This is a genomic window from Neisseria leonii, assembly GCF_028776105.2.
GTDB lineage: Bacteria > Pseudomonadota > Gammaproteobacteria > Burkholderiales > Neisseriaceae > Neisseria > Neisseria leonii.
Genome location: NZ_CP145606.1, coordinates 1,796,932 through 1,823,375, shown reverse-complemented (window position 1 = coordinate 1,823,375; position 26,444 = coordinate 1,796,932). Strand labels below are relative to the sequence as shown.

Genomic DNA, 26,444 nt, shown 5'->3' with positions numbered 1-26,444 from the left:
GCACCTACCAACTGATGCGCTGACTGATACCGCCCGCCGCACCGCCGTTTGAAGCATGGAAAAAACCACCCGTACCGGCACAGCCTGCCAATACCAGCGCGCACCACACGGCAAAAATGCCTGTTTTCATACCCGTCCCTTGTCCGAAGGCCGTCTGAAAACGCCTGCCGGCCGCCGACAGGCGGCACGGTGTTTCAGACGGCCTGTTCGATAAACCAAACAGCTTAATGGCGGAAATGGCGCACCCCGGTCAGCACCATCGCCATACCGTGCTCGTCGGCAGCAGCAAACACTTCCTCATCGCGCACCGAACCGCCGGGGTGAATCACCGCCTTGATGCCCTGTTCCGCAATCACATCTACGCCGTCGCGGAACGGGAAGAACGCATCGGATGCGGCACACGCGCCGTTCAAATCGAAACCGCCGTCCTGCGCCTTGCGCGCGGCAATGCGGGTGGAGTCCACACGGCTCATCTGGCCGGCACCAATGCCGTAGGTCTGTCCGCCTTTGCCGAATACAATGGCATTCGATTTCACATATTTGGCCACGTTCCACACAAACAGCAAATCGTTCCATTCCTGTTCGGTCGGCTGCCGTTTGCTCACCACTTTCAAATCTTCGCGGCGGATGCGGTGGAGATCGGGTGTCTGCACCAGCAGCCCGCCGCCGACCCGTTTCAACTCAAAACGGTTCGCACCGTCCGCCAACGGCACTTCCAGCACGCGCACGTTTTTCTTGGCGGCAATCACGGCTTTGGCTTCGTCGCTGAATTTCGGTGCCATCAGCACTTCCAAAAACTGGCCGGTAACCGCTTCCACGGTTGCCGCATCCACTTCGCGGTTAAACGCGATAATGCCGCCGAACGCGCTGGTGGTGTCGGTGGCAAACGCCAGTTTGTAGGCGTTCAGCGGGGTGTCTGCCACGGCCACGCCGCAGGGGTTGGCGTGTTTGACAATCACACAGGCGGGCGCGTCAAACGCCTTAACCGCCTCCCAGGCGGCATCGGCATCGGCAATATTGTTGTACGACAATTCTTTGCCTTGAAGCTGGCGGTAGGCGGCCAAGCTGCCCGGCGCGGGATCTGCATCGCGGTAGAACGCGGCCTGCTGGTGCGGGTTTTCGCCGTAGCGCATGTCCTGAACTTTGATCCAGCTTTGGTTGAACTGCGCGGGGAAAGCGGCGATGTCCGGCTCGCCCGCCAGTTTGTCGTCCGACAGCGCGGTCAGGTAGTTGGCAATCATGCCGTCGTATTGCGCGGTGTGGGCAAAGGCTTTGCGCGACAGGTTGAAACGGGTTTTGTCGCTCAATGCGCCGCCGCTGCTTTCCAACTCCGCCACTACCGCGTCAAAATCGGCGTTGTCGGTGACGATGGCGACGTGTTTCCAGTTTTTCGCCGCCGAACGCACCATCGTCGGCCCGCCGATGTCGATGTTTTCAACCGCGTCTTCCAGCGTGCAGCCGGGTTTGGCGATGGTGGCGGCAAACGGATACAGGTTCACGCACACCAAATCGATGTTGCCGATGCCGTGTTCGGCCATTTTGGCCGTGTGTTCGGGCAGGTCGCGGCGGCCGAGAATGCCGCCGTGGATTTTCGGGTGCAGCGTTTTCACGCGCCCGTCGAGCATTTCGGGGAAACCGGTGTAGTCGGCCACTTCGATCACGGGCAGCCCCGCATCGGCCAGCAGCCTGGCGGTACCGCCGGTAGACAGGATTTCCACCCCCTGCCCGGACAGGGCACGGGCGAAATCGACAGCGCCGTTTTTGTCGGACAGGCTGATTAAGGCACGGCGGATAATGGTCATAACAGGATTCCTTATAGGCAGATTTCGGGTTATCGCAGGTACCGGAACGGGGTTCGGCACCGTTTGGATCGGACAGTATGCGTCAGGTTCCATACTGTGCCGCAAAACACACAAAAGGCCGTCTGAAAACGCAGCAATACCCGTTTTCAGACGGCCCGTATTCAATCTGCGGCCAACAGGCCGTGTTCCAGCAGTTTTTTGCGCAAGGTATTGCGGTTCAGCCCCAACACGGCGGCGGCTTTGCTCTGGTTGCCGCCGCATTCGGCCATCACCACTTCCAGCATCGGCTTTTCCACCTGACACAGCACCATCGCATACACATCGCGTGCAGGCTCGCCTTCCAAAAGGCTGAAATAGCGGGTAAGGCTTTGTGAAATACAGTGGGCAATATCGGTTGGGGTGGACGACATAATTATTCTCGATTTTTCCATTTTTTCAAAATACCGCTGCCGTTCAGACGGCTTCACGGTAATCCGTCGGCCATTCGGCAAGCGGCTGCGCGGCCAGAAACGCCGCCAGCGCATCAGATTGTCCGGCGGCCGACTCGATGCGGTTGAACGCTTTGCGGAAATCTTCGCCGCCCGCCAGCCGCGCGGTGTACCAGCCGATGTGTTTGCGCGTGATGCGCACACCGGCCGTTTCGCCGTAAAACGCGTGCATCTCGGCCAAATGGGCGCAGACGGCCTCGGCGGCCGTCTGAAACGGCAGGGCAGGCGGCAGCACACCGTCGCGCAGATACGCGGCCGTATCGGCAAACAGCCAGGGCTGGCCCTGTGCGCCGCGCCCGATCATCACGCCGTCGGCTCCGGTCTGCGCCAGTACGGCGGCGGCTTTCTGCGGCGACGTGATGTCGCCGTTCACCCACAGCGGCAGGCGCACACACTGTTTCACCTCGCCGATTAAGTCATACGTGGCATCGCCGCGGTACATCTGCTCGCGCGTGCGCCCGTGCACCGCCAGTGCGGCAATGCCGGCATCTTCGGCCATTCGGGCAACCGTGAGGACATTTTTATTGGTGTCGCAAAAGCCCAAACGGGTTTTCAGCGTAACCGGCACGTCCACCGCCCCCGCCACCGCGCGCAGAATATCGCCCACCAGCGCCTCGTTTTGCAGCAGCGCGCTGCCGGCCAGCACATTGCACACTTTTTTGGCCGGACAACCCATATTGATGTCGATAATCTCGGCACCGTTGTCCGCATTGTAACGCGCCGCTTCAGCCAGCTGCTTCGGGTCGCTGCCCGCAATCTGCACCGCGCGCACGCCCGTTTCGCCGTCAAAATCGCTGCGGAACAGGCTTTTTTTGGTGTGGCGCAGCGACGGATCACTCGACAGCATTTCGCTGACGGCATAGCCCGCGCCGAACCGTTTGGCCAGACGGCGGAACGGTTTGTCGGTAATCCCCGCCATCGGTGCCAACGCAACCGGCGGGGAAATCAGGTGGGAACCAATCTGCATACAGCCCGCCGGAAACAGGATTCGGAAGCACCCGCCGCACGGCGGGCAGAAAAGCGGCTTGGCCGCGCTGCCGCGCCCAAACCGCCGGAAACAAAGACGCGATTGTACAATTTTTAGGCAGATTTTCCAATCCGTCCGCAGAAAAAACATGGGAAAAAACGGGTATCGGTGATTCCGCCTGCCGCCGCAGCCGATGCCGCTTGCCGGACAGCTTATCCAACCGGTGCGGCCGCATCAGGCAGACACCAAAGGGGATGCCCCGTTCCTGCCGGATTTCTGCGGTGCAGATTGACATACCCGTATCCGCCCATTCCGCATCGGACGGCACCACAACTGCCGCCGTGCCGATTTAGGTTTCCGGATTGCGGAATCCGTTCCATAAGGCGGCAAACGGGCATTCAGCTGGAACAGGTGATGCAGATGTCGGCCGCCCAAGCGGGGGCGGCCAAATCGGCAAATCCGGCGCGCTCGTCAAACGGGGCGGACAGGCAGCGGTGCAGACGGCCGATTTCGCCGAAGTCCCCGTTTTGCGCCTGCGCGATGGCCTGTTCCAGCAGATAATTGCGCAGAATATACAGCGGGTTGGCACGGTTCATCTGTGCCGTTTTTTCCGCCTGCGGCACGCCCTCCATGCGCAGACGGCGGCGGTAGCGGCCGAACCAGTTATCCAAACGCGGCAGCGGCTCGTCGGGCAGCAGCGCGGCCAAATCGGGCGGCAGCGGCGCGCCATGACGGCTGTCCAGCGCGCTCAGGCGGCGGAAAAACAGGGTAAAGTCCACGCCCCTGCCCTGCAAGGCGGCAAATAAGTCTTCAATCAGCTGCCCATCGCCCGCATCGGCGGTCCGCAAACCGAGTTTGGCGCGCATACGGGCTTCGTAGGCCGTCTGAAAACGGCGCGGAAAATCTTCCAGCACGGCGCGCAAATCATCAGCGGCGCAGAACGGCAGAAAAGCCGCACCGGCACGCGACAGATTCCACTGCACGATATACGGCTGCGCGCCATAGGCATAACGTCCTTCGCGGTCGGAACGGTTCGGCACATGATGCTTGTCGTAGGCATCGAGAAAACCGAACGGGCCGTAATCGATGGTCAGCCCCAAAACGGACAGATTATCGGTATTCAGCACGCCGTGGCAGAAACCGACACTCTGCCATGCCGCCGCCAATTCGGCACTGTTCTGCACCATTGCATCAAATAATGCCAAATCCGGCTGCGGCGCGGCGGCTGCGGCAGGAAAATAGTGCGCCAGCAGAAAATCCAGCAGCGCGCGCAACGGGGCTTCCCGCCCTCGGCGGGCGAAATATTCCAAATGGCCGAAACGGATAAAACACGGTGCCAGCCGTGTCAGCACGGCCGCCGTTTCCTGCCGCTCGCGGTACACCGCGTCGGGACTGCCGACCAGAGCCAGCGCGCGCGTGGTCGGAATCCCCAAGCCGTGCACCGCCTCCGAAGCCAGATATTCGCGTATGCTCGAACGCAGCACGGCACGGCCGTCGGCAAAGCGCGAAAACGGCGTTTTGCCCGCCCCTTTGAGCTGCCATTCCCACACCCGCCCGTCGGGCGCGTCCGATGCGCCCAGCAATACGGCGCGGCCGTCGCCCAACTGCGGCACATACACGCCGAACTGATGGCCGCTGTACACCGAAGCCAAAGGCTGCGGGCGGTAATCGGCCGCGCTGCCGCCCAAAGCCGCCAGCACACCGGGCCGATCGAAAAAATCTTCCGGCAAACCGATTTCGGCGGCCAAAGCGTGATTCTGCGCCACCCAGTGCACTCCGCCCAGCGGTTCGGGGCGGACGCGGGCGTAAAACCCCTCCGGCAGGGCGGCAAAAGCCGATTCGCGCAACGGCAGCATATTCATTTTCACTCTTTTATTTCCCTTTTTATCTGTCGCAACGCCATCAGGCCGTCTGAACGGCATGGCGTTTTCTGCGCGCCAGAAACAGCATCGGGCGGTAGGTCAGCGGTACGGAACGGCCGTCCGAAAAACGGCTGTAGGCTTCGCAAAACGCATTCAGACGGCCTCTGCTCCACACACCGCTGCGGATACCGTTCACACCGCCGCCCTTCAAATGCCGCAGCACCGCAGACGGGCTGTCAAACCGCAGGCACACCGTCTCCTCATGCCACGCCAAGAGTTCGAAATCCGCCGCCAGCCAGCCGCGCCACTGTCCGGCAGAGGGATAGTCCAAACCGCCGCCGCCCGCCGCACGTACTTCGCCCAGATTACCCGGTGCGAACGTGCCGACCAGCAGCAGTCCGTCCGCATCCAGCGCGGCGGCCGCCCGCCGCACAAACGCCTGCGGCTGCACAAACCACTGCACCACCGAAGCCGCCGCCACCAAATCACAGCCCGTCCCGAACGCGATCTGCTCGGCATCGCCCGGCACAAAACGCCACGGCGCGGCAGGCAGCGGGAAATCCGGCAGCAGCGGATTCAAGTCGTTCAATACCCATTCGCGCACATGCAGATGCGTATCCAGCAGACGGGTCAGCCCGCCGGTGCCGCAGCCGATTTCCAGCACCCGCCCGAAACGGCGGCGGCCGTGGGCGGCCAGCATGTGCAGCAGGCGGCGGCACACCAGCCGCTGCACGGGCGTATGCTGCGCGTAGCCCGCCGCCGCAGCGGCAAAACGCCGCCCGACCATCTGTTTGTCTATCCCTGCCATAACTGCTGCCAGTCGCGGTAACGGTCAAAAAGATAATGCGGCGCGTCCGCCGTCCCGACGGCACAACGCGGCTGCCAGTACCGCTGCTGGGCAGACGGCGGAAACACCCGGTCCCGCAGACCGACCAGCGCGCGGCACCACGGCAGCGGTTCGGCCGCCGGTGCCGCCGTATGGCGTACCAGCGCGGCCAACTCGGCAGCCGCACCGTCGAACGGGCGGGCGGCCAGATGCGCCGCAGCCGCACCGCACGATTGGCGGAAAGCGGCATAACGCTGCGGTGTCAGGCGTGCCAGCACGGCATCGAATACCGCAGGCGCAATGCCGAACCGCCGGTCGCGCGGCTTCGGTGTACCGTTTACCGCCACAGCCGACACCACTTCGCCGCACAACAGACCGCGTGCGCGCCAGTGCGCCGCAGCCCGCTCCGCCATCAGGCAGCCCATCGACCACGCCACAATCCGCACGCGGCGGTAAGCGGTCAAATCCATATCGGGCAGGCTGTCGCCGTATGCCCAACAGGCCAGCACATCACAGCCTTCGGGGGCGGCCAGATGGCGCACCGCATCGGGCGTAAAGCTCCAACCGGAAAAATACAGAACGGCTTCCCCGCCGCCGGCCGACACCAAATACTCAATCCGCATCGGACAGACTCCCGAGCGCGGCAGCCAGCACGTCCAGTTCCGCCTCCGTCATGGCGGCGTTGAGCGAAAAACGCACGCCGGCACGCCCCGGCGGCACGGTCGGCGGCCGTACCGGCAGGCAGTAGAACCCCGCCGCCCGCAAACGGTGCGCACACGCCTGCGCACGGGCAGGGTCGCCCAAAACATAAGGGACAAGATGGCTGCCCGTGGCCGCCACCGTACCCGGCAGGCCTGCCGAGGCCGTCTGAAAACGGTGCGACAGCGCGGCCAGATGCCGCCTTCTGTCTTCAAACTGCGGCAGCCGCGCAAACACAAATGCCGCCCACTCGGCCGCAACCGGCGGCAGTGCGGTGGAAAACAGCAGCGGGCGGGCGGTATTGACCAGCCAGTCTTTCACGACGCGGCCGCATACCAGATACGCACCCGATGCCGCCAGTGCCTTGCCGAACGTGCCGACCAGAAAATCGATCCCGCCGATACAGTCCTGTTCCTGCGCCAGCCCCAATCCGCCGCTGCCGCGCACACCGACGGCGTGTGCCTCGTCCACATACAACAATACATTGTCGAAATGCCGTTTCAAATCGACCAGCGCACGCAGGTCGGTACAGTCGCCGTCCATGCTGAAAATACTTTCGGTAACCACCAGTACCCGCGCAAAATGCCGCCCCCGCCCGTGCAGGATTTCCGCCAGCCGCGCGTAATCCTGATGCGGGAAACGGCAGAATGCCGCGCCGTTCTGTACCCGTGCCAGCCGCATACCGTCAATCAGGCTGGCATGCACCCGCTTGTCGGCAACCATCAGCGTATCCCGGTCGGCCAGCGCGGGCAGAATGCCGCTGTTGGCGTGATAGCCGCTGTTGAAGAGCAGGCAGGCTTCGCGGCCGTAACGGGCCGCAATCAGGTGTTCCAAACGGTCAAAAACAGGGTGGTTGCCGCCGAGCAGGCGCGAAGACGATGAGCCGAACACATATTCGTGCTCGGAAAGGGTGTGCAGAAACTGCCGCCGCAAATCTTCATCGGCGGCCAGTCCGAGATAATCGTTGGCCGACAGATTCAGCAGCTTCCGCCCGCCGTCCAGCACATAACGGCCACAGGGCTGCATCTGCGGCAGGGTGCGCAGCATACCCGTTTCCCGCCATGCCGCCATACGCGCCGAGAGGCCGTCTGAAAGCGCTTGGAGCGCGGGATTATGCGCCGTCATGGCAGACGCTTTCCCGACACGGCAGGGGGTACAGATCCAGCTTGTCCATCAGCAGGCGGTCGCCGTCGGTTTCAGGGTTGTCGGTGGTCAGCAGTTTGTCGCCGTAGAAAATCGAGTTGGCGCCGGCGAGAAAACACATCGCCTGAACCGCCTCGCTCATGCCGCTGCGCCCGGCCGACAGGCGAACATAACTTTTCGGCATGGTAATCCGTGCCACGGCAACGGTGCGCACAAACTCCGTCCAGTCCAAATCTTCGGCACCGGCCAGCGGCGTGCCTTCCACTTTGACCAGCTGATTAATCGGCACACTTTCAGGCTGCGGGTCGAGATTGGCCAGACTGGCAATCAGCCCCGCACGTTCGGCACGGGTTTCGTTCATGCCGACAATCCCGCCGCAGCACACTTTCAGACCCGCACTGCGCACTTTGCCCAGCGTGTCCATGCGGTCTTCGTGGCGGCGGGTATGGATAATGTCGTTGTAGCGGTCGGGGTCGGTATCCAGATTATGGTTGTAATAATCCAAACCGGCGTTTTTCAAGTCCTGCGCCATGCCCTCTTCGAGCATACCGAAAGTGCCGCAGGTTTCCAGCCCCAAGCCTTTCACAGCCTTGATGATTTCGGACACGGTTTCCACATCTTTCGGCTTCGGCCCGCGCCAGGCCGCCCCCATGCAGAAACGGCTCGCCCCGCGTGCTTTGGCGGTTTGGGCGATTTTGAGGATTTCGTCCACGTCCATCATCTGCGATTTGCCCAAACCCGTGTTGTAGTGTGCCGACTGCGGGCAGTATTCGCAGTCTTCGGGGCAGCCGCCGGTTTTAATCGACAGCAGAGTGGACAATTGGATTTCGCGCGGATGGAAATGGGTGCGGTGGACTTCGGCGGCCTGATACACCAAATCGAGAAACGGCAGGGCAAACAGTTCTTCGACTTGGCATTTGCGCCAATAGAGGGCGGTGGGGTGCGGCGTGCGCGCACTCTGGCGGCGCAGCGCGACGGGGGCTATATTCATGATTTTCTTTCTTTCAGTTTTCGCAGCGGCGCAATGACGCTGACAAGCCGTAAACCGGCACAATGACGGTTCGGGCTTCCGGTTGGCAACAAAGCGGCCGTCTGAATCAGGCGGCCAACTCGAAAAAACGCAATAAGGCGGCGGGCAGCCAGTTCAGATGGCCTCTCCCGCGCCCTGAAACAAATCCGACATGGCCGCCGTTTGCCGGCTGCAGCAGATACACCTGCGGCGAAACCTCGGCCTCACCGGGCAAAAAACGCCCCGGCAGGAAGGGGTCGTTTTGTGCATTCAACACCAGCGTGGGTACGGCAATGTCTTTCAAATAAGGCTTGGAAGCCGCCCGTCGGTAATAATCGTCTTTGCCGGCAAAACCGTTGAGCGGCGCGGTGTAGTAATGGTCAAAATCGGCCAGCGAACGGATTTTGTGCACCGGCGGCGCACCCGTCCACGCTTCGATTTTGGGCAGCATGGTGTTGAGAAAATAGCGGGTGTACAGCAGCTTGGGCAAACCGTGGGACAAGGCTGCGCCCGCAGCGGGCAAATCCAGCGGTGCCGATACCACAGCCGCCGCACGCGGCACGGCCGCCTGAGACCGCCTGCCCTGCTCACCCAGATATTTCGCCAGAATATTGCCGCCCATCGACACGCCGGCGGCGTACACCGTTTCATAACGCGCCGCCATCAGTTGCAGCATATGCGCCGCCTCGGGCGTGTCGCCGCTGTGGTACATACGCCGGGCGGGTACGCCGCCGCAGGTGGGGAAATGCGCCACCACGCCGTGCCAGCCTTTGGCGCGCACGGCATTCATCAGGGCAACGGCATAATGGCTGCGGCTGCTGCCTTCCAAGCCGTGAAACAGCATCACCAGCGGCGCATCTTGATCGTCCGCGTCGATAAAGTCGTAAGCCACGCGGCCGGTGCCGAAACGGTCGGGCAGCAGCTCGCGCCGGTAAGGCGGTGCGGCAGATTGCAGCGACTTGGCATACAGGGTTTGCAGGTTGCCGCCGGCCAGCCAGTTTAACGGTTCAAACGGCGGCAGCTGCGCCAGCAGTTTCTGTTTGGCGGCCGGTTCGGGCATCGTCGGTTTCATGTGTTCCATTTTATTAGCATCACGACAGTTCAGGCCGTCTGAAAAACGGCAGCAGGCATTTTCGGCTTCGCAAAAAATCCGCCCGACCCGTTTTCAGACGGCCTGAACGCTCAACAGGGCACAACATGTATGGCCAGACCGCCGGTGGCGGTTTCGCGGTATTTCGGGTTCATGTCTTTGCCGGTTTCATACATCGTGGCAATCACTTTGTCCAGCGACACGGCCGACTTGCTGCGCCGCATCAAAGCCATGCGCGAAGCATTGATGGCCTTCATCGCGCTCATGGCGTTGCGCTCGATGCACGGCACCTGCACCTGCCCGTCCACCGGATCGCAGGTCAGCCCCAGATGGTGCTCCATCGCGATTTCGGCCGCCTCCAATACCTGCGCCGGACTGCCGCCCTGAATTTCAGTCAGCCCTGCCGCCGCCATCGAGCTGGCCACCCCCGTTTCGCCCTGACAGCCCACTTCCGCGCCCGAAATCGACGCGTTCATTTTATACAGACTGCCGACCGCGCTGCACACCAGCAGATAACGCATGGTGCTGCTGGCGTTGGTGGGCGCGATATAGCGGTCGTAATAGGCCAGTACCGCAGGGACAATACCGCAGGCACCGTTGGTCGGTGCGGTTACCACCCGCCCGCCGGCGGCATTTTCCTCGTTCACGGCAAAAGCCACCATGTTCACCCAATCCAAAACCTGCATCGGGTCGTTCGACAGGCGCGTGCCTTCAATCACCGCTTTCAGATTCGGCGCGCGGCGCGGCAGGCGCAGACGGCCGGGCAGCACACCCTCGGCATTCATGCCGTTTTCGATGCACTCGCTCATCACCTGCCAAATCTTCGCCGCATACGCGCGCACCTCCGCTTCCGGCCGCAAGGCACATTCATTGCGCAGCATCACAGTGGAGATACGCAGACTCTCGCCCTCGGCGTGTGCCTGCAAATCGGCAGCCGAGCGGTAAGGGTACGGCACATCGGCTTCGCCCTGCTGCTGCGGCGTATTCAGGCCGTCTGCCGTTACGATAAAGCCGCCGCCGATCGAGTAATACGTTTCGGCAAACAGGCACGTACCGCCACCCCACGCTTCCAGCCGCATACCGTTTTCGTGCAGCGGCAGGTTTTCGTTGTGCCAGTGCAGGTCGCCCTCATAATCAAACGGCACTACCCTGCCGCCCAACGGCAGACGGCCGCTACTTTTAATTTCTTCCACCAGTTGCGGCAGGCGGCGCGTATCGGCGGTCTCCGGCATCTCGCCCGCCAAACCGGCGATAATCGCGCTGTCGGTATTATGGCCGCGGCCGGTCAGCGACAGCGAGCCGTAAATATGCACGGCCACGCGCTCTGTCTGCGCCAACAGGTTGCGCCGCGCCAGTTCGGCGGCAAACCCGGCACCGGCCTTCATCGGCCCCACCGTGTGCGAACTGGACGGGCCGACGCCGATTTTAAACATGTCGAATAAACTGATCATGGTGCGGCTTCACATCAGAAAAGCGGAAATTGCGTTAGAATAACGCCCTTTTACGCATTTAGGAATCACTGCCGTGCTGAAAATTATGTCTGCCAATGTAAACGGTATCCGTTCGGCCTACAAAAAAGGCTTCTGCGAATACCTCGCCGCCTCGGGCGCGGATATTGTCTGTGTGCAGGAGTTGAAAGCGCAGGAAGCCGATTTGTCCGCCGACATGAAAACCCCGCACGGTATGCACGGCGTGTGGCACTGTGCCGAAAAGCGCGGTTACAGCGGCGTGGCCGTGTACAGCAGACGGCAGCCCGACCGCGTGCAATACGGCATGGGCATCGAAGAATTCGACCGCGAAGGCCGTTTCGTGCGTGCCGACTTCGGCAAATTGAGCGTGATTTCGCTGTATCTGCCCAGCGGCACCAGCGCACCCGAACGTCAGGAACTGAAATACCGTTTCCTCGATGCGTTTTACCCCATGCTCTCCGCCATGAAAGCCGAAGACCGCGATATTGTGGTGTGCGGCGACTGGAACATCGCCCATCAGAACATCGACCTGAAAAACTGGAAGGGCAACCAAAAAAACTCCGGCTTCCTGCCCCAAGAACGCGAATGGATCGGCAAAGTCATCGCCACATTGGGCTGGGTGGACATCTGGCGGTACCTGTATCCCGACATCCCCGGCTACACTTGGTGGAGCAACCGCGGCCAAGCCTATGCCAAAGACGTGGGCTGGCGCATCGACTATCAAATGGTAACACCCGCACTGGCCGCCAAAGCCGTATCCGCGCACATTTACAAAGACGAGAAATTTTCCGACCACGCCCCGCTGGTAGCAGAATACGATTATCCGTTTTAACATGTTTCAGACGGCCTGCCCCGCCGGTATGCCGTCTGAAAACGCATACCGGCCACCGGCAAGATAAGTCCCGTCTTTCCAATCCCAGCCCGCCACAGCGCAACGGAACCACCATGAACAGCCGAGAACGCGAAGACCTGACCCTGCTGCTGATCCGCGATGCCGCCGAAGCCCCGATGTGGATCGACAACTGGGCGGCCGCCTTCCCCGCCGCCGTCCTGCTCGAAGCGCGCAGCGGCACACCCGAAGCCCTCCTGCCCGCACTGAACCGCGCCGCAGCGGGCAGTCGGCCCTTGGCCGCCGTGGCACACGGTGCCGGTGCTGCCGCCGTGCTCCACTGGCTCTATCAGGCCGACATCCGCACACGCGGCCGTCTGAAAACCCTGATTCTCGCCGCACCCGACCGTTATGCTTTTGACGGCGATGCCGCTAGGGCCGTCTGCCCCTGCCCTGCTGCCGTACTGCACGGCCGCGATGACCCCGACAGCGTCAATATACGCCGCCAGGCCGCCCGCTGGCACGCCGCCTGCCTGACCGCCCCCGAAAACGGCCGCCTGAACGGCCGCCCGCACGGCTGGGAGTGGGGAGCCAAACTGTTGCAGGAAATGCTGCTGGCCTAACCCGGCCGCACATTTTCCAAACCGTCAAAAGATACTGTATTTTTGTAAGCGCAATCTGGTTGGTTTTTGTAAAATGCAAATAACTCTGTATACCGAACAAGCGGCAGAGGTGAGAGAACATTAAGAAAGTCAAACCGATAGCAGAAAACCAAGGGAAGGTTCACTGACAATCGAGATAGATTGACATTCCCCCGCCTGAGGCGGGGGAATGTCAACCAAGTCAGGAACGTTGTCCGTCTGAAATACCCTTATCCCGCATATTCAGACGGCCTTATATATTACAGGCCAAAGAAATTTAACAAAACTTCGCAGTATCTTTCCACGAAAATTCCCGCCCTATCCCGCAAACCGGCCCGAATCCTTTTCAGGCTTGGCAGGCCGGTGCGGCCGGTCAATCAGGCCAACGGTGCCAGCAGTTTTTCAAACGCCTCTTCAAACTGCTTCAATCCCTCTTCCTGCAAACGGGCGGCCAAAACTTCCAAGTCGATGCCCAAACGCGCCACCTCGCTCAACACCGCCTGCGCTTCCGGCACATTTTCCGTCAGCGTTTCGCGCGCCGTACCGTGGTCGATAAAGGCTTTGAGCGTGCCATCGGGCACGGTATTGACCGTCTGCTTGCCGATCAGGCTGTCCACATACAGCGTATCGGGATAGGCCGGATTTTTCACGCCTGTCGACGCCCACAAAAGCTGCACACGGTTCGCGCCCTGCCCGGCCGCGCCCGCAAAGGCTTCGCCGCCGAAAAACGCCTGCCAGTCGGCATACGCGGCCTTGGCCAGCGCGATGGCGGTTTTGCCCTGCAAATGCTCGGGCAGCGTAGCGTCCAATGCCGCATCGATGCGCGAAATAAAGAAACTGGCCACCACGCGGACAGATTCTACCGACTCCCCCGCCGCCAAGCGCGCCGCCACACCGGCCACATAGGCTTCATACGCTTTGAGCGTTTGACGGCGCGAAAACAGCAGGGTCAGATTGATGCTCAAACCGGCCGCCACCAATTCAGTCAGCGCGGTCAAACCGGCATCGGTAGCCGGCACTTTAATCATCACATTCGGGCGGTCAATCGCCGCGTGCAGGCGTTTGGCTTCGGCCACCGTTCCTTGGGCATCGTGCGCCAGCTCGGGCGAAACCTCCAAGCTGACAAACCCGGCCTGCCCGCCGCTTTCTTCATACAGGGGCAGACACACATCGCAGGCCGCCTGAACATCGGCCACCGCCAGCGTTTCATAACGCTGTTTGGGGGTTAAATCCTGCGCTTTGAGTTCGGCCACTTCGTCGGCATACAGCGCATCGCCGGCAAAGGCTTTCTGGAAAATGGCCGGATTGGAAGTCACGCCGCACACCCCCCCGGCCAGCATTTGCGCCAAAGTACCGTCATGCACCAGCGAGCGCGACAGGTTGTCCAGCCAAATTTGTTGGCCTAATGCCTTAACGTCCGATAAAATAGCCATTTTATTCTTTCCTGATGAGTGGTTGAAATAACGGTCTATCCTAACGCGAAATCACGCCTGAGGATAGTCCCGGCAGACAGGAAGCATCATGGACAACACGCAACAGTATCTCGTTTGGGCGCGCGATGTGCTGCGCATCGAAGCCGAAGGTCTGCACGACATTGCACATGCACTGGACGAATCGTTCGGGCGCGCGGTCGGTGCCGTCCTCCGCTGCACCGGCCGCACAGTGGTGATCGGTGTCGGCAAATCCGGCCACATCGGCCGCAAAACCGCCGCCACGCTGGCCTCCACCGGCACACCCGCTTTCTTTGTCCACCCCACCGAAGCCGCCCACGGCGATTTGGGCATGATTACCGACGGCGATGTCGTCATTGCACTTTCCAATTCGGGCGAAAGCGACGAACTGGTTACCATCATGCCCGCCCTCAAACGCAAGCAGATCTGCCTGATCGGCATCAGCTCCCGCCCGCAATCGGCTCTGGCGCGCCACGCCGACATCCACATCACTGCCGCCGTGAAACAGGAAGCCTGCCCGCTGGGTTTGGCACCGACCAGCAGTGCCACCGCCGTCATGGCTCTGGGCGACGCATTGGCTGTTGCCCTGCTGCGCGCGCGCGGCTTCACGACCGACGACTTCGCCCGCAGCCACCCCGCCGGCAGTTTGGGAAAACGCCTGCTGCTGACTGTCGGCCACATCATGCACGGCGGCGACGCACTGCCTGCCGTAAACGACGGCACGCCGCTGAAAGAAGCGGTGGTCGTGATGAGCGAAAAAGGCTTGGGGATGCTGGCCGTAACCGACAGCGAAGGCCGTCTGAAAGGCATCCTGACCGACGGCGACCTGCGCCGCCTGTTCCAGCACCGCGACAGCTTCGCAGGCCTGACCGTCAATCACATCATGCACCCCGAGCCGAAAACCATCACTGCCGACAAACTGGCCGCCGAAGCCCTGAAACAGATGCAGCAGCACAACATCAACGGCCTGCTGGTAACCGACGGCAGCAACCGCCTGCTCGGCGCACTCAATATGCACGACCTGCTTCAAGCACGCATTGTTTAAGGAACCGACATGCCCCCCTTTCCGCCCGACATCATCGAACGCGCCCGCCGCATCAAACTGCTGATTACGGACGTGGACGGCGTACTGACCGACGGCCGCATCTTTATCCGCGACAACGGCGAAGAAATCAAATCGTTCCACACCCTCGACGGACACGGCCTGAAAATGCTCGGTCAGACCGGTGTGCAAACCGCCGTCATCACCGGCCGCGATGCCCCTTCGGTCGGCATCCGCATGCAGCAGTTGGGCATCAACCATTACTTCAAAGGCATTCACGACAAACGTGCCGCCTATGACCGGCTGCGCAGCCTCGCCGGTGTCGCACAGGAAGAATGCGCCTTTATCGGCGACGATGTGGTCGATTTGCCCGTGATGGTACGCTGCGGCCTGCCCGCTGCCGTACCCGAAGCACACGAATTTACCTTGCGCCACGCTGCCTACATTACCCGCCGCCCGGCCGGGAAAGGTGCCGTCCGCGAACTGTGCGATTTGATTATGCACGCCCAAGGCAACCTGGCCGCCGCCCTTGAAGAGTATGTCAAATGAATGGTAAATGGCGTTACGGCTGGCTGTTCCCGCTGGTTCTGGCCGCCCTGCTCGGCGGCCTGAGCGCGTGGCTCGGCCGCATCAGCGAAATCCGCATCGAAGAAGCCGCTCTCAATCCTGACGAACCGCAATACCGTATGCGCGGCATAGACGGCCGCCAGTTCGACAGCAATGGCCTGATTGCGCAACACCTGCGCGCCGAATCGGCGTGGCAGCTGCCCGAGAGCGACGACGTCTCCTTCGACACCCTGACCCTGCAAGTGTATGAAAACGGCCGCCGGATTTATCAGGCCGCCAGCCGTTCTGCCCGATACAATACCGAAAGCCGCCAAATCGAACTGAAAAACCAAGTCGTCCTCGACAAAGCCCCCGCAGACGGCCAAGCGGCAGGCGAGTTAAAAACGGAACACCTGATTATCGATACCGTCGGCAAACTCGCCCGAACCGATGCCGCCGTTACCTACCGCTACGGCGAATCGAACGGCACCGCTCAGGGCCTGACTTATGATTACCAACAAGGGCTGCTCAATCTGCCCGCCCGCGTGAAAGCCACTATTTATGTACCGAAAAACCCTTCCTGAACTCCTGCTGGCCGCCCTCCTGCTGGCCGCCCCCGCTGTTTGGGCATTGGAAAGCGACCGCAGCAGGCCGATCGAAATCGAGGCCGACCAAGGCCAACTCGACCAGCGCAACCAAAGCACCACATTCAGCGGCAACGTCATTATCCGTCAAGGCACACTCAATATCCGCGCCGCCAGCGTCAATGTCGTTACCGCCAACAACGAGCAGGTCATGAAAGCCCTCGGCAGTCCCGTGCAGTTCAGCCAAATGCTCGACAATAACAAAGGCACGGTAAACGGCCGTGCCAACCGGATCGATTACACTTCGGCCGACGGCATGGTGGTATTGAGCGGCAATGCGCGCGTAACGCGCGGCGGCGACAGTGCCGAGGGCGACCGCATCACCTACAACACCCGCACCGAAGTCTATACCGTAAACAGCAATCCCGCTGCCGCAGAAAAAAGCGGCCGCCGTGTCAATGTCGTAATTCAGCCGCAAAAACGCTGAGACGGTACACAACCGGAGCAACCTGCATGGAACATACCGTCAGCGTCCTGATTATGGCGCGCAACGAACAGCACAATATCGAAGACTGCATCAAAAGCTGCACCTTCGCCGATGAAATCATCGTTATTGACGATTTCAGTACCGACGAAACCGCCCGTCTGGCCGAAGCACTGGGTGCGCGTGTCATTCGGCGGCACATGGACGGCGATTTCGGCGGCCAGCAGATGTTTGCCGTCGGACAGGCGCGCTGCCCGTGGGTACTGTTTCTCGATGCCGACGAACGGATTTCGCCCGATCTGGCCGAAGAAATCCGCCAAACCGCACAGCAGTCTCAGGATACTGCCTATTGGATCCGGCGGCACAACCGTTTCCGCCACAACCGGGCCACACACGGCACACTTCGTCCCGATTACGTCTGCCGCCTGCTGCCAGCCAAAGGCATCCGTGTCGAAGGCTTGGTGCATCAAGCCATCGTCCACCCCTACCGCAACGCCCGCCTGAAATCGCCCATGTTCCACTACACCTACGACAATTGGGATCAATATTTCGGCAAATTCAATGCCTATACCCGACTGTCGGCCGAAAAATACCGAGAAGCAGGCAAGCCGGTCGGTTTTTTCAAAGACATCATACTGCGGCCGTTTTGGGCCTTTATCAAAGTCTATCTTTTCGACAGAGGTTTTCTGGACGGCAGAATCGGCTGGATTTTCGCCGTCAATCATTATTTCTACACCATGACGAAATACGTCCGCCTGTATTACCTTTACCGATCAAACGGAAAGCTCTGATGACCGATGTTTCGCTGATTATCACCACCTACAACCGTCCCGATGCCTTGGATTTGGTTTTACAGTCGGCTCTGCGCCAAAGCGTGCTGCCGGCAGAAATCATTGTGGCCGACGACGGATCGGGGGAGGAAACCCGAAAACTCATCGCCCGGTTTGCCGCTCTGTCGCCCGTGCCGGTCAAACACACATGGCAACCGGACGACGGCTTTCGTGCAGCCGAATCACGCAACCGTGCACTGGCCGCCGCCGACAGCAGCTACATCATCTTTATCGACGGCGATATGGTGCTGCACACCGAATTTGTCCGCGACCATTTATCCGTTGCCGAACCCGGCATCCTCGTTCAGGGCAGCCGTGTACTGCTGACCGAACCCGCTACCCGAAACCTGCTGGGTGCACCGCTGCCGCCCGACTACCGCCCGCCCTTTTACTGCAGCGGTATCGAAAAAAAACTCGCCGCCGTCCGCTGCCGCTGCCTCAAAAATCTGGTGGCTGCAAAAACACACCGTAAACTCAAAAACATCAAAAGCTGCAATATGGGACTTTACCGGCGCGATGCTTTGGCGGTAAACGGCTTCAACAATGCCTTTGTCGGCTGGGGGCGCGAAGACAGCGAATTTGCCGCCCGCCTCTACCACAACGGCATCAGGCGCAAAAACCTCAAATTCGGCGGCTTGGCCTATCATCTGTGGCACCGTGAAGCCGGGCGTGCCGCCCTGCCGCACAACGATGCGCTGCTGCGGCAGACGCTGGAACAAAAAAGCCGCCGCTGTGCCGACGGCGTGAACCGTTTTCTGTCCGACTGCAAAAGCGGAACGGATGCCTGAACCGTCCTGCGCCCGCTCTTCTCAGGGCCGAACTTCTTTCGAAACGCTACCCCGATCCCATGACCGGCATACAAAAAAGGCCGTCTGAAATACGCTACACGCTTTTCAGACGGCCTTTTCGGCCAATCAGGTAACGCGGGCAGGAATGGCGGCATACTGCCCGATTCCGGCAACGGAAGCCGTCTGCCGAAACTGCCGAACCGCCGCTACTCGCGGTGGTACGGATGGTTGTTGAGAATCGATGCCGCACGGTAGAGCTGCTCGGTCAGCAGCACGCGCACCATACCGTGCGGCAGGGTCAGGCTGGACAGGCGCAGGGTCAGCCGGGCTTTCTGCTTGACTGCATCGGTCATGCCGTCGGCACCGCCGATCACAAAACAGACATGCTCGCCGTCAAGCTGCCACTGCTTCAAATGTGCCGCCAGAGCCAGCGAAGTGGGGGCTTGGCCGCGCTCGTCCAGCACCACCAGAAACGCGCCCTGCGGCACAGCCTCCATAATCCGCTTTTCTTCGGCCGCCATGCCCTGCGCGGCATTGACGCCCGCACCGCGCTTTTCCGGCTTGATTTCCTTCAGGGTGTACTGAATATCGCGGCCGAAGCGTTTGGCATATTCGGCAACCGCATCATCCACCCATGCGGGCATTTTGGTGCCGACCGCCAAAACCGTAATATTCATGCCGACCTAAATTCAGTCGGCCGAACGGCAGACGGTAACGACCGCCGCGCCGGCGGCAGATGTGTATTCAAATGCGGCTTCCCCGCCCTTGACGTGCCACTCGGTCGGCTTGCCGAACAGGCCCTGCTGTGCCGCATACAGGTTGCCGGAAGCAGCGCGCTGTGCGGCCAGACGGGTATGCGCATTGCCCAGCGACAGGCGGACATGGTCTTCGCCCGCCGGAGAAACGCGCACGGTGGCACCGTTTTCGCAGCGGAAGGTTTCGGCGGGATAACCCTGAACGGCCTGTCCCAAATCCAGACGGCGGGTTTGCGGCTGATCCGCACCGCACGCAGCCAGCACCAAAACGGCAGCGGCCGTCAAACAGAGATTGCGTTTCATGTCGCGTACTCCTTTTCAGTTGTCTGCGGCGTGCCAAGGCTTGGCCGCACCCGCATGATACGACGGCTTTTCGCCGCCCCACAAAGCTTCAATGTCGTAAAAATCGCGCACGGCAGGCAGCATAATGTGTACCACCAGATCGCCCGCATCCACCAGCGCCCATTCGCCCGAATCCTGGCCTTCGCTGCTCAAAATCTCAAAACCGGCCGCTTTCAAGTCCACCGCCACATTGTTGGCCAAGGCTTTGACTTGGCGGGTGCTGTCGCCGCTGGCGATGATCATTTTGGCAAACAGCGGGGTTTTATCGGCGGTATCGAGCACCACAATATCTTTGGCTTTTACGTCTTCCAGCGCATTGACCGCCACGGCGGTCATCTGCTGCATATCCGGCAATTCCTGTTCAATCATGCTCTGTCCTGAAAAATCATTCGTCCGGCCATTATACCCGATTCGGCAATCCGGGCCGTCTGAAATCCGCAGACGGCCGCCACACACCGTCATGCTGTTCAAAAAATTCCGCCTGCGGCAGCAGCGCGGCGGACGGCTATCCGCGATAGAGTCCGTGGCGGCGGATATAGTCGGCCACCGCGGCATCCAGCCATTCGTCTGCCGCCGGGCCGCTTTTCAGACGGCCTCGGATTTCACTGGAACTGACGGGATAAAGCGGTGTCTGCAACAGATGCAGGGTGCCGTTTTCCAGCGCACCGCCCAGCCAGTTCCGCAGTTCGGGCGGGACGGCCGACAGACTGCTTTCCCCTCGGGCGGCCACGGCAATACGGGTTTGGCGCACCAGCATCTGCCAGTTTTTCCACGTGTGCAGTTGCAGCAGGCTGTCCATGCCCATCAGCCACCACAGCTGCGCCTGCGGAAACTGCTGACGGAAAATCTGTACCGTATCGACGGTATAAGTGGCACCCGAACGCACAATGTCGCAGTCGCTCACAGCAAAACGCGCATCGTTCCGTACCGCCAGCTGCGTCATGGCCAGACGGTGTTCGGCGGGCGTACGCGGCGCATCTTTGTGGTAAGGGTCGCCGGCAGGCAGGAAAATCACCGTATCGAGTGCCAATTCATCGGCAAACGCACGGGCAATCTGCGTATGCCCGTTGTGGACGGGGTCGAACGTCCCGCCGAACAGGCCGATTTTCATACCTGTTTCCCCGGCGGCAGCGGACATTCGCTGCGTCCGTCGGCCACCAGCGTCAGTTTGCCCGTGGCCGGATGGATAACCAGCCCGTGTACCGCCACATTGTCCGGCATCAGCGGGTGGCGGCGGATCAGGCTGACGGTGTGGCGCACACTGTCTTCCACATCGTCGAAACCGGTCAGCCAGCCGTCCAAATCGATACCGGCATTGCGCAGCGTCGTGATGCGGTCTTCGGGGATACCGAATGCGTCGGCGTGTGCCAGAAACGAACCGGCATTCAGGCCGCGCATACCGCAGTCGTAATGCGCCACCACCATAATTTCCGTTACTTTCAGTTCGAACACCGCCACCAGCAGGCTGCGCATGACGGAGCCCCACGGGTGGCTGACCAACGCACCGGCATTTTTAATCAGTTTGGCATCGCCGTTTTTCAAGCCCAGGGCGGAAGGCAGCAGCTCGACCATGCGCGCGTCCATGCACGACAGAATCGCCAGCCCGCGTTCGGGGTATTTGTTGGTAAAAAAACGTTCGTAACGCCCTTCGGCGACAAATTTGTCGTTGTAATCGAGAATTTCGTTCAAGACGCCCATGCGTGCTCCGTGCTTCAAGCCAGACTGCCGAAACGGCGGCGGAAATACACCAGTGCCGGATCGCGGGTGGTTTTGCCGTCATGCACGGCAATTTCGTCGATTTCGACCAGAAACACCCAATGCGTGCCCACTTCGTTTTGCGCGGCAAGGGTGCCGTGCAGGTGCGCCAGCGCGCCTTCCACCTGCAACTGGCCGCTTTGCCCCCGGTGCCAGATGTGGTATTCGAAACGCTCTTCGGGCGACAGGGCGGTCATACCGGCAAAATGCTCGGCAACGTCCTGCTGCCCCGCCGACAGCACGTTGATGCACAGCGCGCGGTTTTGCAGCAGCACCGGCACGACGGCCGATTGGCGGTTGATGCACAGCATCACGGTAGGCGGGGTATCGGTTACGGCGGAAACGGCCGTCATGGTAATGCCGTAGCGGCCTGCCGCACCGTCGGTAGTAATCACATGTACGCCGGCGGCACAGGCGGCCATGGCATCGCGGAACGCGGCCTGCAGGGGGTGGGTTTCAGTCATGGCTTTGAATGTTGGATTCAGTATGGCCGCTGCGGCATATCCGCAACGGCCGGTTATGGTGCGGCGGGCAGACGGCGGGAACGGTCAGGCCGTCTGAAACGGATGCGGCGGGCGGAAGGGGCGGAGCGGCCTGCTGCGGTTTTCAGACGGCATCGGCAGGCGGCAGCGGGTGGCGTGCGGTGTGCAGGTCTGACAGCAGGCCGCGCAGCTGTTCCATCTTGCTTTTCCCCATCACGCGCTCGATGGCATCGTAACGTTCGTCCACCCTGCTGCCGATTTCCTGATACAGCCGCTTGCCCGCGTCGGTGAGCTTGATAAACACGCGCCGCTGGTCGTTTGCCGGTTTGAGCCGCACCAGATAGCCGTTTTTTTCCAGCCGCACCAAAATTCCGGTCAGGCTGGGGCGCAGGATACAGGCATCTTCGGCCAACGACTGAAAATCCGAGGTGCCGTTTTCGGCCACCAGCCGGATAATCCGCCATTGCTGCTCGGTCACACCCGCTTCGTTGAGTATCGGACGGAAATTTGTCATCAACGCTTCGCGCGCCTGTACCAGTGCGATATTCATCGAAGCATGTTTGGATACGCCTACTTCCATTTCTCGACTCCTGCGGCCGCTGTGCGCCGTCTGTTATTTTTTATTAAGACTGTACGCATCATAATATGTTTCTTCCGCCCGCCGCAAGCACTGCCCCTTCGGCAGGGGACGCCTGACAGGCAAGAAACTGCGCCAGAGGGTGTGCCTCATCGAGCAGGCCGTAATCGGCAAACGCGGCCAGCGTGGCCAAAAGCGCATCGTTCATCATCTCGCCCGCGCACATTTTCCCAGCCAGCGTTTCCGCATCGAACAGTTCGAATCCGGCCACTTCGCCGTCTTGGTTTTCCGGTGTGGTACCGGCCGGCAGAACGGCGTGATACACGTGCAGGCACTCGCGGTGCAGGCCGCGCGAAACGGTGCGCAGGCTGTCTAAGCGCCAGCGGCACACCAGCGGTGCGAGCAGCGTGTCGGACAGGCCTGCCTCCTCCCAGCCTTCGCGGCACAGTGCTTCGGACACGCTCTCGCCCGCCGCCACACCGCCGCCCACCATATTGTCGAGCTTGCCCGGATCCACTGTCTTATACGGACTGCGCCGCGCAATCCAAAACCGCCACTGCCCTTCGTACCTGCTCAAACCGTTGATGTGGACGGCGTGGCTGTACAGGCCTAGGGGACGGAACGCGGCACGTTCCAAGTCAAACAGTGTTTCGCCGTCCAGCCTCACGCTGAACGCTTCGTTGCGCCAGCCCGACAACTCGCCCGTATCACGCCATACGGCAGCCATGTTCTGCAAACGGTCGCCCATAGCCAGCCAGTCGTCGGTTTCCAGATACACCGCCCTGTCATTGCTTTTCAGACGGCCTGTCCAATCGCGCAGCAGAAGCCGCCGCCATTTGTCGTTCAGATAGCCCAAATGGCGGCCGTTGAGCCGCAATTCGTGCCACCGGCCCGGATCAAACGCAAATACCGCCTGCACGCGCCGCCACAGCGCATCGTGCAGCGCACGGCTCAAAATATGCTCAAACTGCGGCACTTCCATACGCCTTCCTTAATCGTCCTGTTGCGGAAAAAACGGCAGATACACATCAAACCGTGTGGATTTGCCGCCGTAATGATAAGCAGGCGGCTCACCGGCCAGACAGTCGCCCAGCCGCGGCCGTTTGACCACCACCCGTTTTTTGGCGCAGCGGCGTGCCGCCGCCAACAATGCCGCTTCATCACCGGCCTCCGCCGCACCTACCAGCTCGTGAAAATACGCCATTTCTTTTTTGACCGCTGCCGATTTGCGGCGCACCGGATACATCGGATCGAGATACACCACATCGGGGCGTTCCTGCGCCGTGTCCATATATGCCGCCGCATCGGCGTATACCAGTTCGATCCGCGCCGCTGCCGCTGCCGCATCGGGGTCGGCCGCCGCCCGCCTGAGGCCGTCTGAAAACAGAGCAGCCACGGCCGGATGCCGCTCGAACACTTTCACATTCAAACCCAGCGAGGCCAGCACAAACGCATCGCGCCCCAAACCGCCCGTCGCGTCCCACACCGACGGGCAGGCAGTATGGTTCACCGCCCGGGCAATCAGTTCGCCGCCGCCCTGTGTGCGCCGGTGCTGTGCCGCCCCTTCGGCAAACTCGGCACGCACCCGCCCTTTCTCGCCGCTTTTGCACAAACTCACACCGCTGCCGTCGGCCAGCAGATACAGCCCCGTTTCAGGCGGCCTGTCTGTTTCGGCCAAACCGTAATCTTCCACCGGCACCGCATCGGCGGTACGCCAGACTGCAATTTCCGTCATACCCGTCCCTCCCGTTTTCGCGCCCGCAGACTAGCACAGCAATCCTCCGCATGCAAAACCGCGCCGCAGGCCGCCCGAAAAAAAGCGGCACCGTTTGTTTTCAGACGGCATCAACACCGCCCCGCTGCCATATTTCTGTCAAAAAGGCTTTGCTATAATGTTTTTTTCCATCTGCCACCAAGGAACCGGCCATGCCCCAATCCCACCGTCTGCTCTGCCGCGAACAAAGCCTTCTGGAATTCAACCGCCGCGTCTTGGCGCAGGCGCAGGACGAACGCGTCCCGCTGCTGGAACGGCTGCGCTTTTTGTGCATCGTCTCGTCCAATCTCGACGAATTTTTCGAAGTGCGCATGGCTTACCTGAAACGCCGGCACAAACAAAACCCGAACGCCCTGCTCGACAGCGGTCTGACCGCGCAGCAGACCCTGACCGCCGCCGGCGAAACGGCACGCCGTCTGATTCACGAACAATACACACTGTTCAACGAACAGCTCCAACCCGCCCTCGGCCGCGAAGGCATCCATTTTTACCGCCGCCGCAACTGGACGGCCGCACAGCGCGAATGGATTGAAGACTATTTCCGCCGCGAACTGCTGCCGGTGCTGACCCCCATCGGCCTGGTATCCGCCCACCCCTTCCCCCGCCCGTCCAACAAATCGCTCAATTTCGCAGTGGAACTGGAAGGCACCGACGCTTTCGGCCGCACCTCCGGCATGGCCATCGTACAGGCACCGCGCATTCTGCCGCGCGTCGTCAAACTGCCAGCCGATCTCTGCGGCAACGAACACGGCTTTGTCTTTTTATCCTCCATTCTGCACGAATACGTCCACCACCTGTTCCCCGGCATGGAAGTCAAAGGCTGCCACCAGTTCCGCCTGACGCGCGACAGCGACCTGACCGTCGCCGAAGAAGACCTGACCAATCTGCGCACCGCCATTCAGAGCGAGCTGCACGACCGCGAATACGGCGACGGTGTGCGCCTCGAAGTTTCCGAAACCTGTCCCCGCCATATCAGCCGCTTCCTGCTGGATCAGTTCAAACTCGAAGAGAGCGGGCTGTACCGCGTAAACGGACCGGTCAACCTGGTGCGCCTGATGGCCGTCCCCGACATGGTGGCGCGCCCCGATTTGAAATTTCCCCCGCGCAATCCCGGCCTGCCGAAAAATCTGGCAAAAAACAAATCGGTTATCCGCGCCGTCCAGCGGGCGCCCGTGCTGCTGCACCACCCCTACCAGTCCTTCGAACCGGTGGTGCGCTTTATCCGCGAAGCGGCCGCCGACCCCGATGTGGTCGCCATCAAAATGACGATTTACCGTACCGGTTCCCATTCCGAACTGGCCGCCGCCCTGCTCAAAGCCGCACTGGCGGGCAAACAGGTAACGGTCGTGGTCGAACTGATGGCGCGCTTTGACGAAGCCAACAACGTCAGCTGGGCACAGCAGCTGGAAGACGCGGGCGCACACGTGGTATACGGCGTATTCGGCTACAAAGTCCACGCCAAAATGGCACTGGTCATCCGGCGGGAAAACGGCGTACTCAAACGCTACGCCCATCTGGGTACCGGCAACTACCACGCCGGCACTTCCCGCATTTACACCGACTTCGGCCTGCTGACCGCAGATGACGGCATGACCGCCGACATCAACACCTTATTTCTGTCCATCACCGGCCTGGGGCAGCCGCTCAGTCTCAACAAGCTCTACCAAAGCCCGTTTACCCTGCACAAAATGCTGCTGGAAAACATCGCCCGCGAAACAGAACACGCCCAAGCCGGCCGCCGTGCGCAGATTTGCGCCAAAATGAACTCACTGATCGAGCCGGGCATTATCGAGGCCCTGTACGAAGCCTCGGCCGCCGGCGTGGAAATCGACCTGATTGTGCGCGGCATGTGCGCACTGCGCCCGCAGGTACCGGGACTGTCGGACAACATCCGCGTGCGCTCGATTATCGGCCGCCAGCTCGAACACGCGCGCGTTTACTACTTCTATAACGACGGTACCGAAAACGTCTATATTTCCAGCGCCGACTGGATGGCACGCAACTTTTTCCGCCGTATCGAAACCTGCACCCCGATCGAACACCCCGACCTCAAAGCGCGCGTGGTACGCGAAAGCATCACGCTGGCACTGGCCGACAACCGCCAGGCGTGGCTGATGCAGCCCGACGGCAGCTATCTGCGCGCCGAAGCGGGCGAAGACGCAGAATGCAGTATGCAGGAAGCCCTGTGGCAGCAATACGGCAGCTGACC

General features: G+C 61.0%; 30 protein-coding genes. 9 read left to right on the top strand and 21 right to left on the bottom strand.

From position 1 onward, the window contains the following. Positions 1–4: 4 nt before the first annotated feature. From ORY85_RS08725 to ORY85_RS08675, 11 genes are all read right to left on the bottom strand, one after another. Positions 5–130, bottom strand: coding sequence for a hypothetical protein (locus ORY85_RS08725; RefSeq protein WP_274571866.1), 126 nt, complete (start codon positions 128–130; stop codon positions 5–7). 94 nt (positions 131–224) lie between these two features. After that, entirely contained in the window at positions 225–1,802 is a 1,578-nt protein-coding gene (purH, locus tag ORY85_RS08720) for a bifunctional phosphoribosylaminoimidazolecarboxamide formyltransferase/IMP cyclohydrolase (protein WP_274571867.1), read from the bottom strand. A gap of 161 nt (positions 1,803–1,963) precedes the next feature. Further along, positions 1,964–2,212 carry a helix-turn-helix domain-containing protein gene (locus ORY85_RS08715; protein WP_274571868.1) on the bottom strand — a complete coding sequence of 83 codons (249 nt, stop codon included), beginning with the start codon at positions 2,210–2,212 and terminating at the stop codon, positions 1,964–1,966. Positions 2,213–2,255: 43 nt separating this feature from the next. Next, positions 2,256–3,257 (bottom strand): tRNA dihydrouridine synthase DusB, encoded by a 1,002-nt coding sequence (gene dusB / locus ORY85_RS08710; RefSeq protein WP_274571869.1) that lies wholly within the window; start codon positions 3,255–3,257, stop codon positions 2,256–2,258. 398 nt (positions 3,258–3,655) lie between these two features. Continuing rightward, complete coding sequence (locus ORY85_RS08705) at positions 3,656–5,119, bottom strand: YdiU family protein (protein ID WP_274571870.1); 1,464 nt, start codon at positions 5,117–5,119, stop codon at positions 3,656–3,658. Between the two features lie 40 nt (positions 5,120–5,159). Continuing rightward, positions 5,160–5,927, bottom strand: a complete 768-nt coding sequence (locus tag ORY85_RS08700) for a methyltransferase domain-containing protein (RefSeq protein WP_274571871.1) — start codon at positions 5,925–5,927, stop codon at positions 5,160–5,162. Next, positions 5,915–6,568, bottom strand: a complete 654-nt coding sequence (locus ORY85_RS08695) for a pimeloyl-ACP methyl esterase BioG family protein (RefSeq protein WP_274571872.1) — start codon at positions 6,566–6,568, stop codon at positions 5,915–5,917. The genes ORY85_RS08700 and ORY85_RS08695 overlap by 13 nt, the downstream gene beginning before the upstream one ends. Continuing rightward, complete coding sequence (locus ORY85_RS08690) at positions 6,558–7,715, bottom strand: 8-amino-7-oxononanoate synthase (RefSeq protein WP_338578486.1); 1,158 nt, start codon at positions 7,713–7,715, stop codon at positions 6,558–6,560. Before ORY85_RS08690 ends, ORY85_RS08695 begins: the two co-directional genes overlap by 11 nt. 40 nt (positions 7,716–7,755) lie before the next feature. Further along, positions 7,756–8,778, bottom strand: a complete 1,023-nt coding sequence (bioB, locus tag ORY85_RS08685) for a biotin synthase BioB (protein WP_274571874.1) — start codon at positions 8,776–8,778, stop codon at positions 7,756–7,758. Between the two features lie 106 nt (positions 8,779–8,884). Next, entirely contained in the window at positions 8,885–9,868 is a 984-nt protein-coding gene (locus tag ORY85_RS08680) for a YheT family hydrolase (RefSeq protein WP_274571875.1), read from the bottom strand. 110 nt (positions 9,869–9,978) lie between these two features. Next, the gene (locus tag ORY85_RS08675) at positions 9,979–11,337 is read right to left on the bottom strand and encodes an L-serine ammonia-lyase (RefSeq protein WP_274571876.1); all 1,359 of its coding nucleotides are present in this window, start codon (positions 11,335–11,337) and stop codon (positions 9,979–9,981) included. Positions 11,338–11,410: 73 nt separating this feature from the next. Here ORY85_RS08675 and ORY85_RS08670 point away from each other — a divergent pair, with 73 nt between their 5' ends. Both ORY85_RS08670 and ORY85_RS08665 read left to right on the top strand, forming a co-directional pair. After that, a complete protein-coding gene (locus ORY85_RS08670) occupies positions 11,411–12,187 on the top strand; it encodes an exodeoxyribonuclease III (protein WP_274571877.1) in 777 nt (258 codons plus the stop codon). A 113-nt stretch (positions 12,188–12,300) separates the two neighbouring features. Next, positions 12,301–12,807: a serine hydrolase gene (locus tag ORY85_RS08665; protein WP_274571878.1), complete on the top strand. Its 507-nt coding sequence runs from the start codon at positions 12,301–12,303 to the stop codon at positions 12,805–12,807. A gap of 395 nt (positions 12,808–13,202) precedes the next feature. On the opposite strand, the gene tal is transcribed toward ORY85_RS08665, so the two are convergent. Then, complete coding sequence (gene tal, locus ORY85_RS08660; protein ID WP_274571879.1) at positions 13,203–14,258, bottom strand: transaldolase; 1,056 nt, start codon at positions 14,256–14,258, stop codon at positions 13,203–13,205. Positions 14,259–14,346: 88 nt separating this feature from the next. Between tal and ORY85_RS08655 the strand changes: the two genes are divergently transcribed. The 6 genes from ORY85_RS08655 to ORY85_RS08630 are packed head-to-tail and all read left to right on the top strand — an operon-like array spanning position 14,347 to position 18,550. Next, on the top strand, positions 14,347–15,321 hold the full coding sequence (locus ORY85_RS08655; protein WP_274571880.1) for an SIS domain-containing protein: 975 nt from the start codon (positions 14,347–14,349) through the stop codon (positions 15,319–15,321). A gap of 9 nt (positions 15,322–15,330) precedes the next feature. After that, positions 15,331–15,867, top strand: a complete 537-nt coding sequence (locus ORY85_RS08650) for an HAD family hydrolase (RefSeq protein ID WP_274571881.1) — start codon at positions 15,331–15,333, stop codon at positions 15,865–15,867. After that, positions 15,864–16,448, top strand: coding sequence for an LPS export ABC transporter periplasmic protein LptC (lptC, locus tag ORY85_RS08645; RefSeq protein ID WP_274571882.1), 585 nt, complete (start codon positions 15,864–15,866; stop codon positions 16,446–16,448). Before ORY85_RS08650 ends, lptC begins: the two co-directional genes overlap by 4 nt. Continuing rightward, positions 16,426–16,935 carry a lipopolysaccharide transport periplasmic protein LptA gene (gene lptA / locus ORY85_RS08640; RefSeq protein ID WP_274571883.1) on the top strand — a complete coding sequence of 170 codons (510 nt, stop codon included), beginning with the start codon at positions 16,426–16,428 and terminating at the stop codon, positions 16,933–16,935. Before lptC ends, lptA begins: the two co-directional genes overlap by 23 nt. A gap of 26 nt (positions 16,936–16,961) precedes the next feature. Beyond that, positions 16,962–17,723, top strand: coding sequence for a glycosyltransferase family 2 protein (locus tag ORY85_RS08635; protein WP_274571884.1), 762 nt, complete (start codon positions 16,962–16,964; stop codon positions 17,721–17,723). Further along, positions 17,723–18,550, top strand: a complete 828-nt coding sequence (locus tag ORY85_RS08630; protein WP_274571885.1) for a glycosyltransferase family 2 protein — start codon at positions 17,723–17,725, stop codon at positions 18,548–18,550. Before ORY85_RS08635 ends, ORY85_RS08630 begins: the two co-directional genes overlap by 1 nt. A gap of 206 nt (positions 18,551–18,756) precedes the next feature. Here the strand turns inward: ORY85_RS08630 and rlmH are convergent, their stop codons facing one another. The 9 genes from rlmH to ORY85_RS08585 form a co-directional block, all read right to left on the bottom strand. Further along, complete coding sequence (gene rlmH, locus ORY85_RS08625) at positions 18,757–19,227, bottom strand: 23S rRNA (pseudouridine(1915)-N(3))-methyltransferase RlmH (protein WP_274571886.1); 471 nt, start codon at positions 19,225–19,227, stop codon at positions 18,757–18,759. A gap of 12 nt (positions 19,228–19,239) precedes the next feature. Further along, on the bottom strand, positions 19,240–19,608 hold the full coding sequence (locus ORY85_RS08620; RefSeq protein WP_274571887.1) for an MliC family protein: 369 nt from the start codon (positions 19,606–19,608) through the stop codon (positions 19,240–19,242). A 15-nt stretch (positions 19,609–19,623) separates the two neighbouring features. Next, the gene (rsfS, locus tag ORY85_RS08615; protein WP_274571888.1) at positions 19,624–20,016 is read right to left on the bottom strand and encodes a ribosome silencing factor; all 393 of its coding nucleotides are present in this window, start codon (positions 20,014–20,016) and stop codon (positions 19,624–19,626) included. Between the two features lie 136 nt (positions 20,017–20,152). Further along, positions 20,153–20,758, bottom strand: coding sequence for a nicotinate (nicotinamide) nucleotide adenylyltransferase (nadD, locus tag ORY85_RS08610; protein WP_274571900.1), 606 nt, complete (start codon positions 20,756–20,758; stop codon positions 20,153–20,155). After that, positions 20,755–21,345, bottom strand: coding sequence for a carbonic anhydrase (locus ORY85_RS08605; RefSeq protein WP_274571889.1), 591 nt, complete (start codon positions 21,343–21,345; stop codon positions 20,755–20,757). Before ORY85_RS08605 ends, nadD begins: the two co-directional genes overlap by 4 nt. Before the next feature lie 14 nt (positions 21,346–21,359). Beyond that, on the bottom strand, positions 21,360–21,866 hold the full coding sequence (hpaC, locus tag ORY85_RS08600; protein WP_274571890.1) for a 4-hydroxyphenylacetate 3-monooxygenase, reductase component: 507 nt from the start codon (positions 21,864–21,866) through the stop codon (positions 21,360–21,362). A gap of 142 nt (positions 21,867–22,008) precedes the next feature. Next, entirely contained in the window at positions 22,009–22,464 is a 456-nt protein-coding gene (hpaR, locus tag ORY85_RS08595; RefSeq protein WP_274571891.1) for a homoprotocatechuate degradation operon regulator HpaR, read from the bottom strand. Positions 22,465–22,522: 58 nt separating this feature from the next. Next, the gene (locus tag ORY85_RS08590) at positions 22,523–23,443 is read right to left on the bottom strand and encodes an NUDIX domain-containing protein (protein ID WP_274571892.1); all 921 of its coding nucleotides are present in this window, start codon (positions 23,441–23,443) and stop codon (positions 22,523–22,525) included. A 9-nt stretch (positions 23,444–23,452) separates the two neighbouring features. Continuing rightward, on the bottom strand, positions 23,453–24,196 hold the full coding sequence (locus ORY85_RS08585; RefSeq protein ID WP_274571893.1) for a class I SAM-dependent methyltransferase: 744 nt from the start codon (positions 24,194–24,196) through the stop codon (positions 23,453–23,455). A 191-nt stretch (positions 24,197–24,387) separates the two neighbouring features. Between ORY85_RS08585 and ppk1 the strand changes: the two genes are divergently transcribed. Next, positions 24,388–26,442, top strand: coding sequence for a polyphosphate kinase 1 (ppk1, locus tag ORY85_RS08580; protein WP_338577982.1), 2,055 nt, complete (start codon positions 24,388–24,390; stop codon positions 26,440–26,442). Positions 26,443–26,444: the final 2 nt, after the last annotated feature.

What these genes read in the sequence shown, in the direction of transcription:
- ORY85_RS08725 (WP_274571866.1), bottom strand. Translation starts at nt 130, where the DNA reads ATGAAAACAGGCATTTTTGCCGTGTGGTGCGCGCTGGTATTGGCAGGC.
- purH (WP_274571867.1), bottom strand. Translation starts at nt 1,802, where the DNA reads ATGACCATTATCCGCCGTGCCTTAATCAGCCTGTCCGACAAAAACGGC.
- ORY85_RS08715 (WP_274571868.1), bottom strand. Translation starts at nt 2,212, where the DNA reads ATGTCGTCCACCCCAACCGATATTGCCCACTGTATTTCACAAAGCCTT.
- dusB (WP_274571869.1), bottom strand. Translation starts at nt 3,257, where the DNA reads ATGCAGATTGGTTCCCACCTGATTTCCCCGCCGGTTGCGTTGGCACCG.
- ORY85_RS08705 (WP_274571870.1), bottom strand. Translation starts at nt 5,119, where the DNA reads ATGAATATGCTGCCGTTGCGCGAATCGGCTTTTGCCGCCCTGCCGGAG.
- ORY85_RS08700 (WP_274571871.1), bottom strand. Translation starts at nt 5,927, where the DNA reads ATGGCAGGGATAGACAAACAGATGGTCGGGCGGCGTTTTGCCGCTGCG.
- ORY85_RS08695 (WP_274571872.1), bottom strand. Translation starts at nt 6,568, where the DNA reads ATGCGGATTGAGTATTTGGTGTCGGCCGGCGGCGGGGAAGCCGTTCTG.
- ORY85_RS08690 (WP_338578486.1), bottom strand. Translation starts at nt 7,715, where the DNA reads ATGGCGGCATGGCGGGAAACGGGTATGCTGCGCACCCTGCCGCAGATG.
- bioB (WP_274571874.1), bottom strand. Translation starts at nt 8,778, where the DNA reads ATGAATATAGCCCCCGTCGCGCTGCGCCGCCAGAGTGCGCGCACGCCG.
- ORY85_RS08680 (WP_274571875.1), bottom strand. Translation starts at nt 9,868, where the DNA reads ATGAAACCGACGATGCCCGAACCGGCCGCCAAACAGAAACTGCTGGCG.
- ORY85_RS08675 (WP_274571876.1), bottom strand. Translation starts at nt 11,337, where the DNA reads ATGATCAGTTTATTCGACATGTTTAAAATCGGCGTCGGCCCGTCCAGT.
- ORY85_RS08665 (WP_274571878.1), top strand. Translation starts at nt 12,301, where the DNA reads ATGAACAGCCGAGAACGCGAAGACCTGACCCTGCTGCTGATCCGCGAT.
- tal (WP_274571879.1), bottom strand. Translation starts at nt 14,258, where the DNA reads ATGGCTATTTTATCGGACGTTAAGGCATTAGGCCAACAAATTTGGCTG.
- ORY85_RS08655 (WP_274571880.1), top strand. Translation starts at nt 14,347, where the DNA reads ATGGACAACACGCAACAGTATCTCGTTTGGGCGCGCGATGTGCTGCGC.
- ORY85_RS08650 (WP_274571881.1), top strand. Translation starts at nt 15,331, where the DNA reads ATGCCCCCCTTTCCGCCCGACATCATCGAACGCGCCCGCCGCATCAAA.
- lptC (WP_274571882.1), top strand. Translation starts at nt 15,864, where the DNA reads ATGAATGGTAAATGGCGTTACGGCTGGCTGTTCCCGCTGGTTCTGGCC.
- lptA (WP_274571883.1), top strand. Translation starts at nt 16,426, where the DNA reads ATGTACCGAAAAACCCTTCCTGAACTCCTGCTGGCCGCCCTCCTGCTG.
- ORY85_RS08635 (WP_274571884.1), top strand. Translation starts at nt 16,962, where the DNA reads ATGGAACATACCGTCAGCGTCCTGATTATGGCGCGCAACGAACAGCAC.
- ORY85_RS08630 (WP_274571885.1), top strand. Translation starts at nt 17,723, where the DNA reads ATGACCGATGTTTCGCTGATTATCACCACCTACAACCGTCCCGATGCC.
- rlmH (WP_274571886.1), bottom strand. Translation starts at nt 19,227, where the DNA reads ATGAATATTACGGTTTTGGCGGTCGGCACCAAAATGCCCGCATGGGTG.
- ORY85_RS08620 (WP_274571887.1), bottom strand. Translation starts at nt 19,608, where the DNA reads ATGAAACGCAATCTCTGTTTGACGGCCGCTGCCGTTTTGGTGCTGGCT.
- rsfS (WP_274571888.1), bottom strand. Translation starts at nt 20,016, where the DNA reads ATGATTGAACAGGAATTGCCGGATATGCAGCAGATGACCGCCGTGGCG.
- nadD (WP_274571900.1), bottom strand. Translation starts at nt 20,758, where the DNA reads ATGAAAATCGGCCTGTTCGGCGGGACGTTCGACCCCGTCCACAACGGG.
- ORY85_RS08605 (WP_274571889.1), bottom strand. Translation starts at nt 21,345, where the DNA reads ATGGGCGTCTTGAACGAAATTCTCGATTACAACGACAAATTTGTCGCC.
- hpaC (WP_274571890.1), bottom strand. Translation starts at nt 21,866, where the DNA reads ATGACTGAAACCCACCCCCTGCAGGCCGCGTTCCGCGATGCCATGGCC.
- hpaR (WP_274571891.1), bottom strand. Translation starts at nt 22,464, where the DNA reads ATGGAAGTAGGCGTATCCAAACATGCTTCGATGAATATCGCACTGGTA.
- ORY85_RS08590 (WP_274571892.1), bottom strand. Translation starts at nt 23,443, where the DNA reads ATGGAAGTGCCGCAGTTTGAGCATATTTTGAGCCGTGCGCTGCACGAT.
- ORY85_RS08585 (WP_274571893.1), bottom strand. Translation starts at nt 24,196, where the DNA reads ATGACGGAAATTGCAGTCTGGCGTACCGCCGATGCGGTGCCGGTGGAA.
- ppk1 (WP_338577982.1), top strand. Translation starts at nt 24,388, where the DNA reads ATGCCCCAATCCCACCGTCTGCTCTGCCGCGAACAAAGCCTTCTGGAA.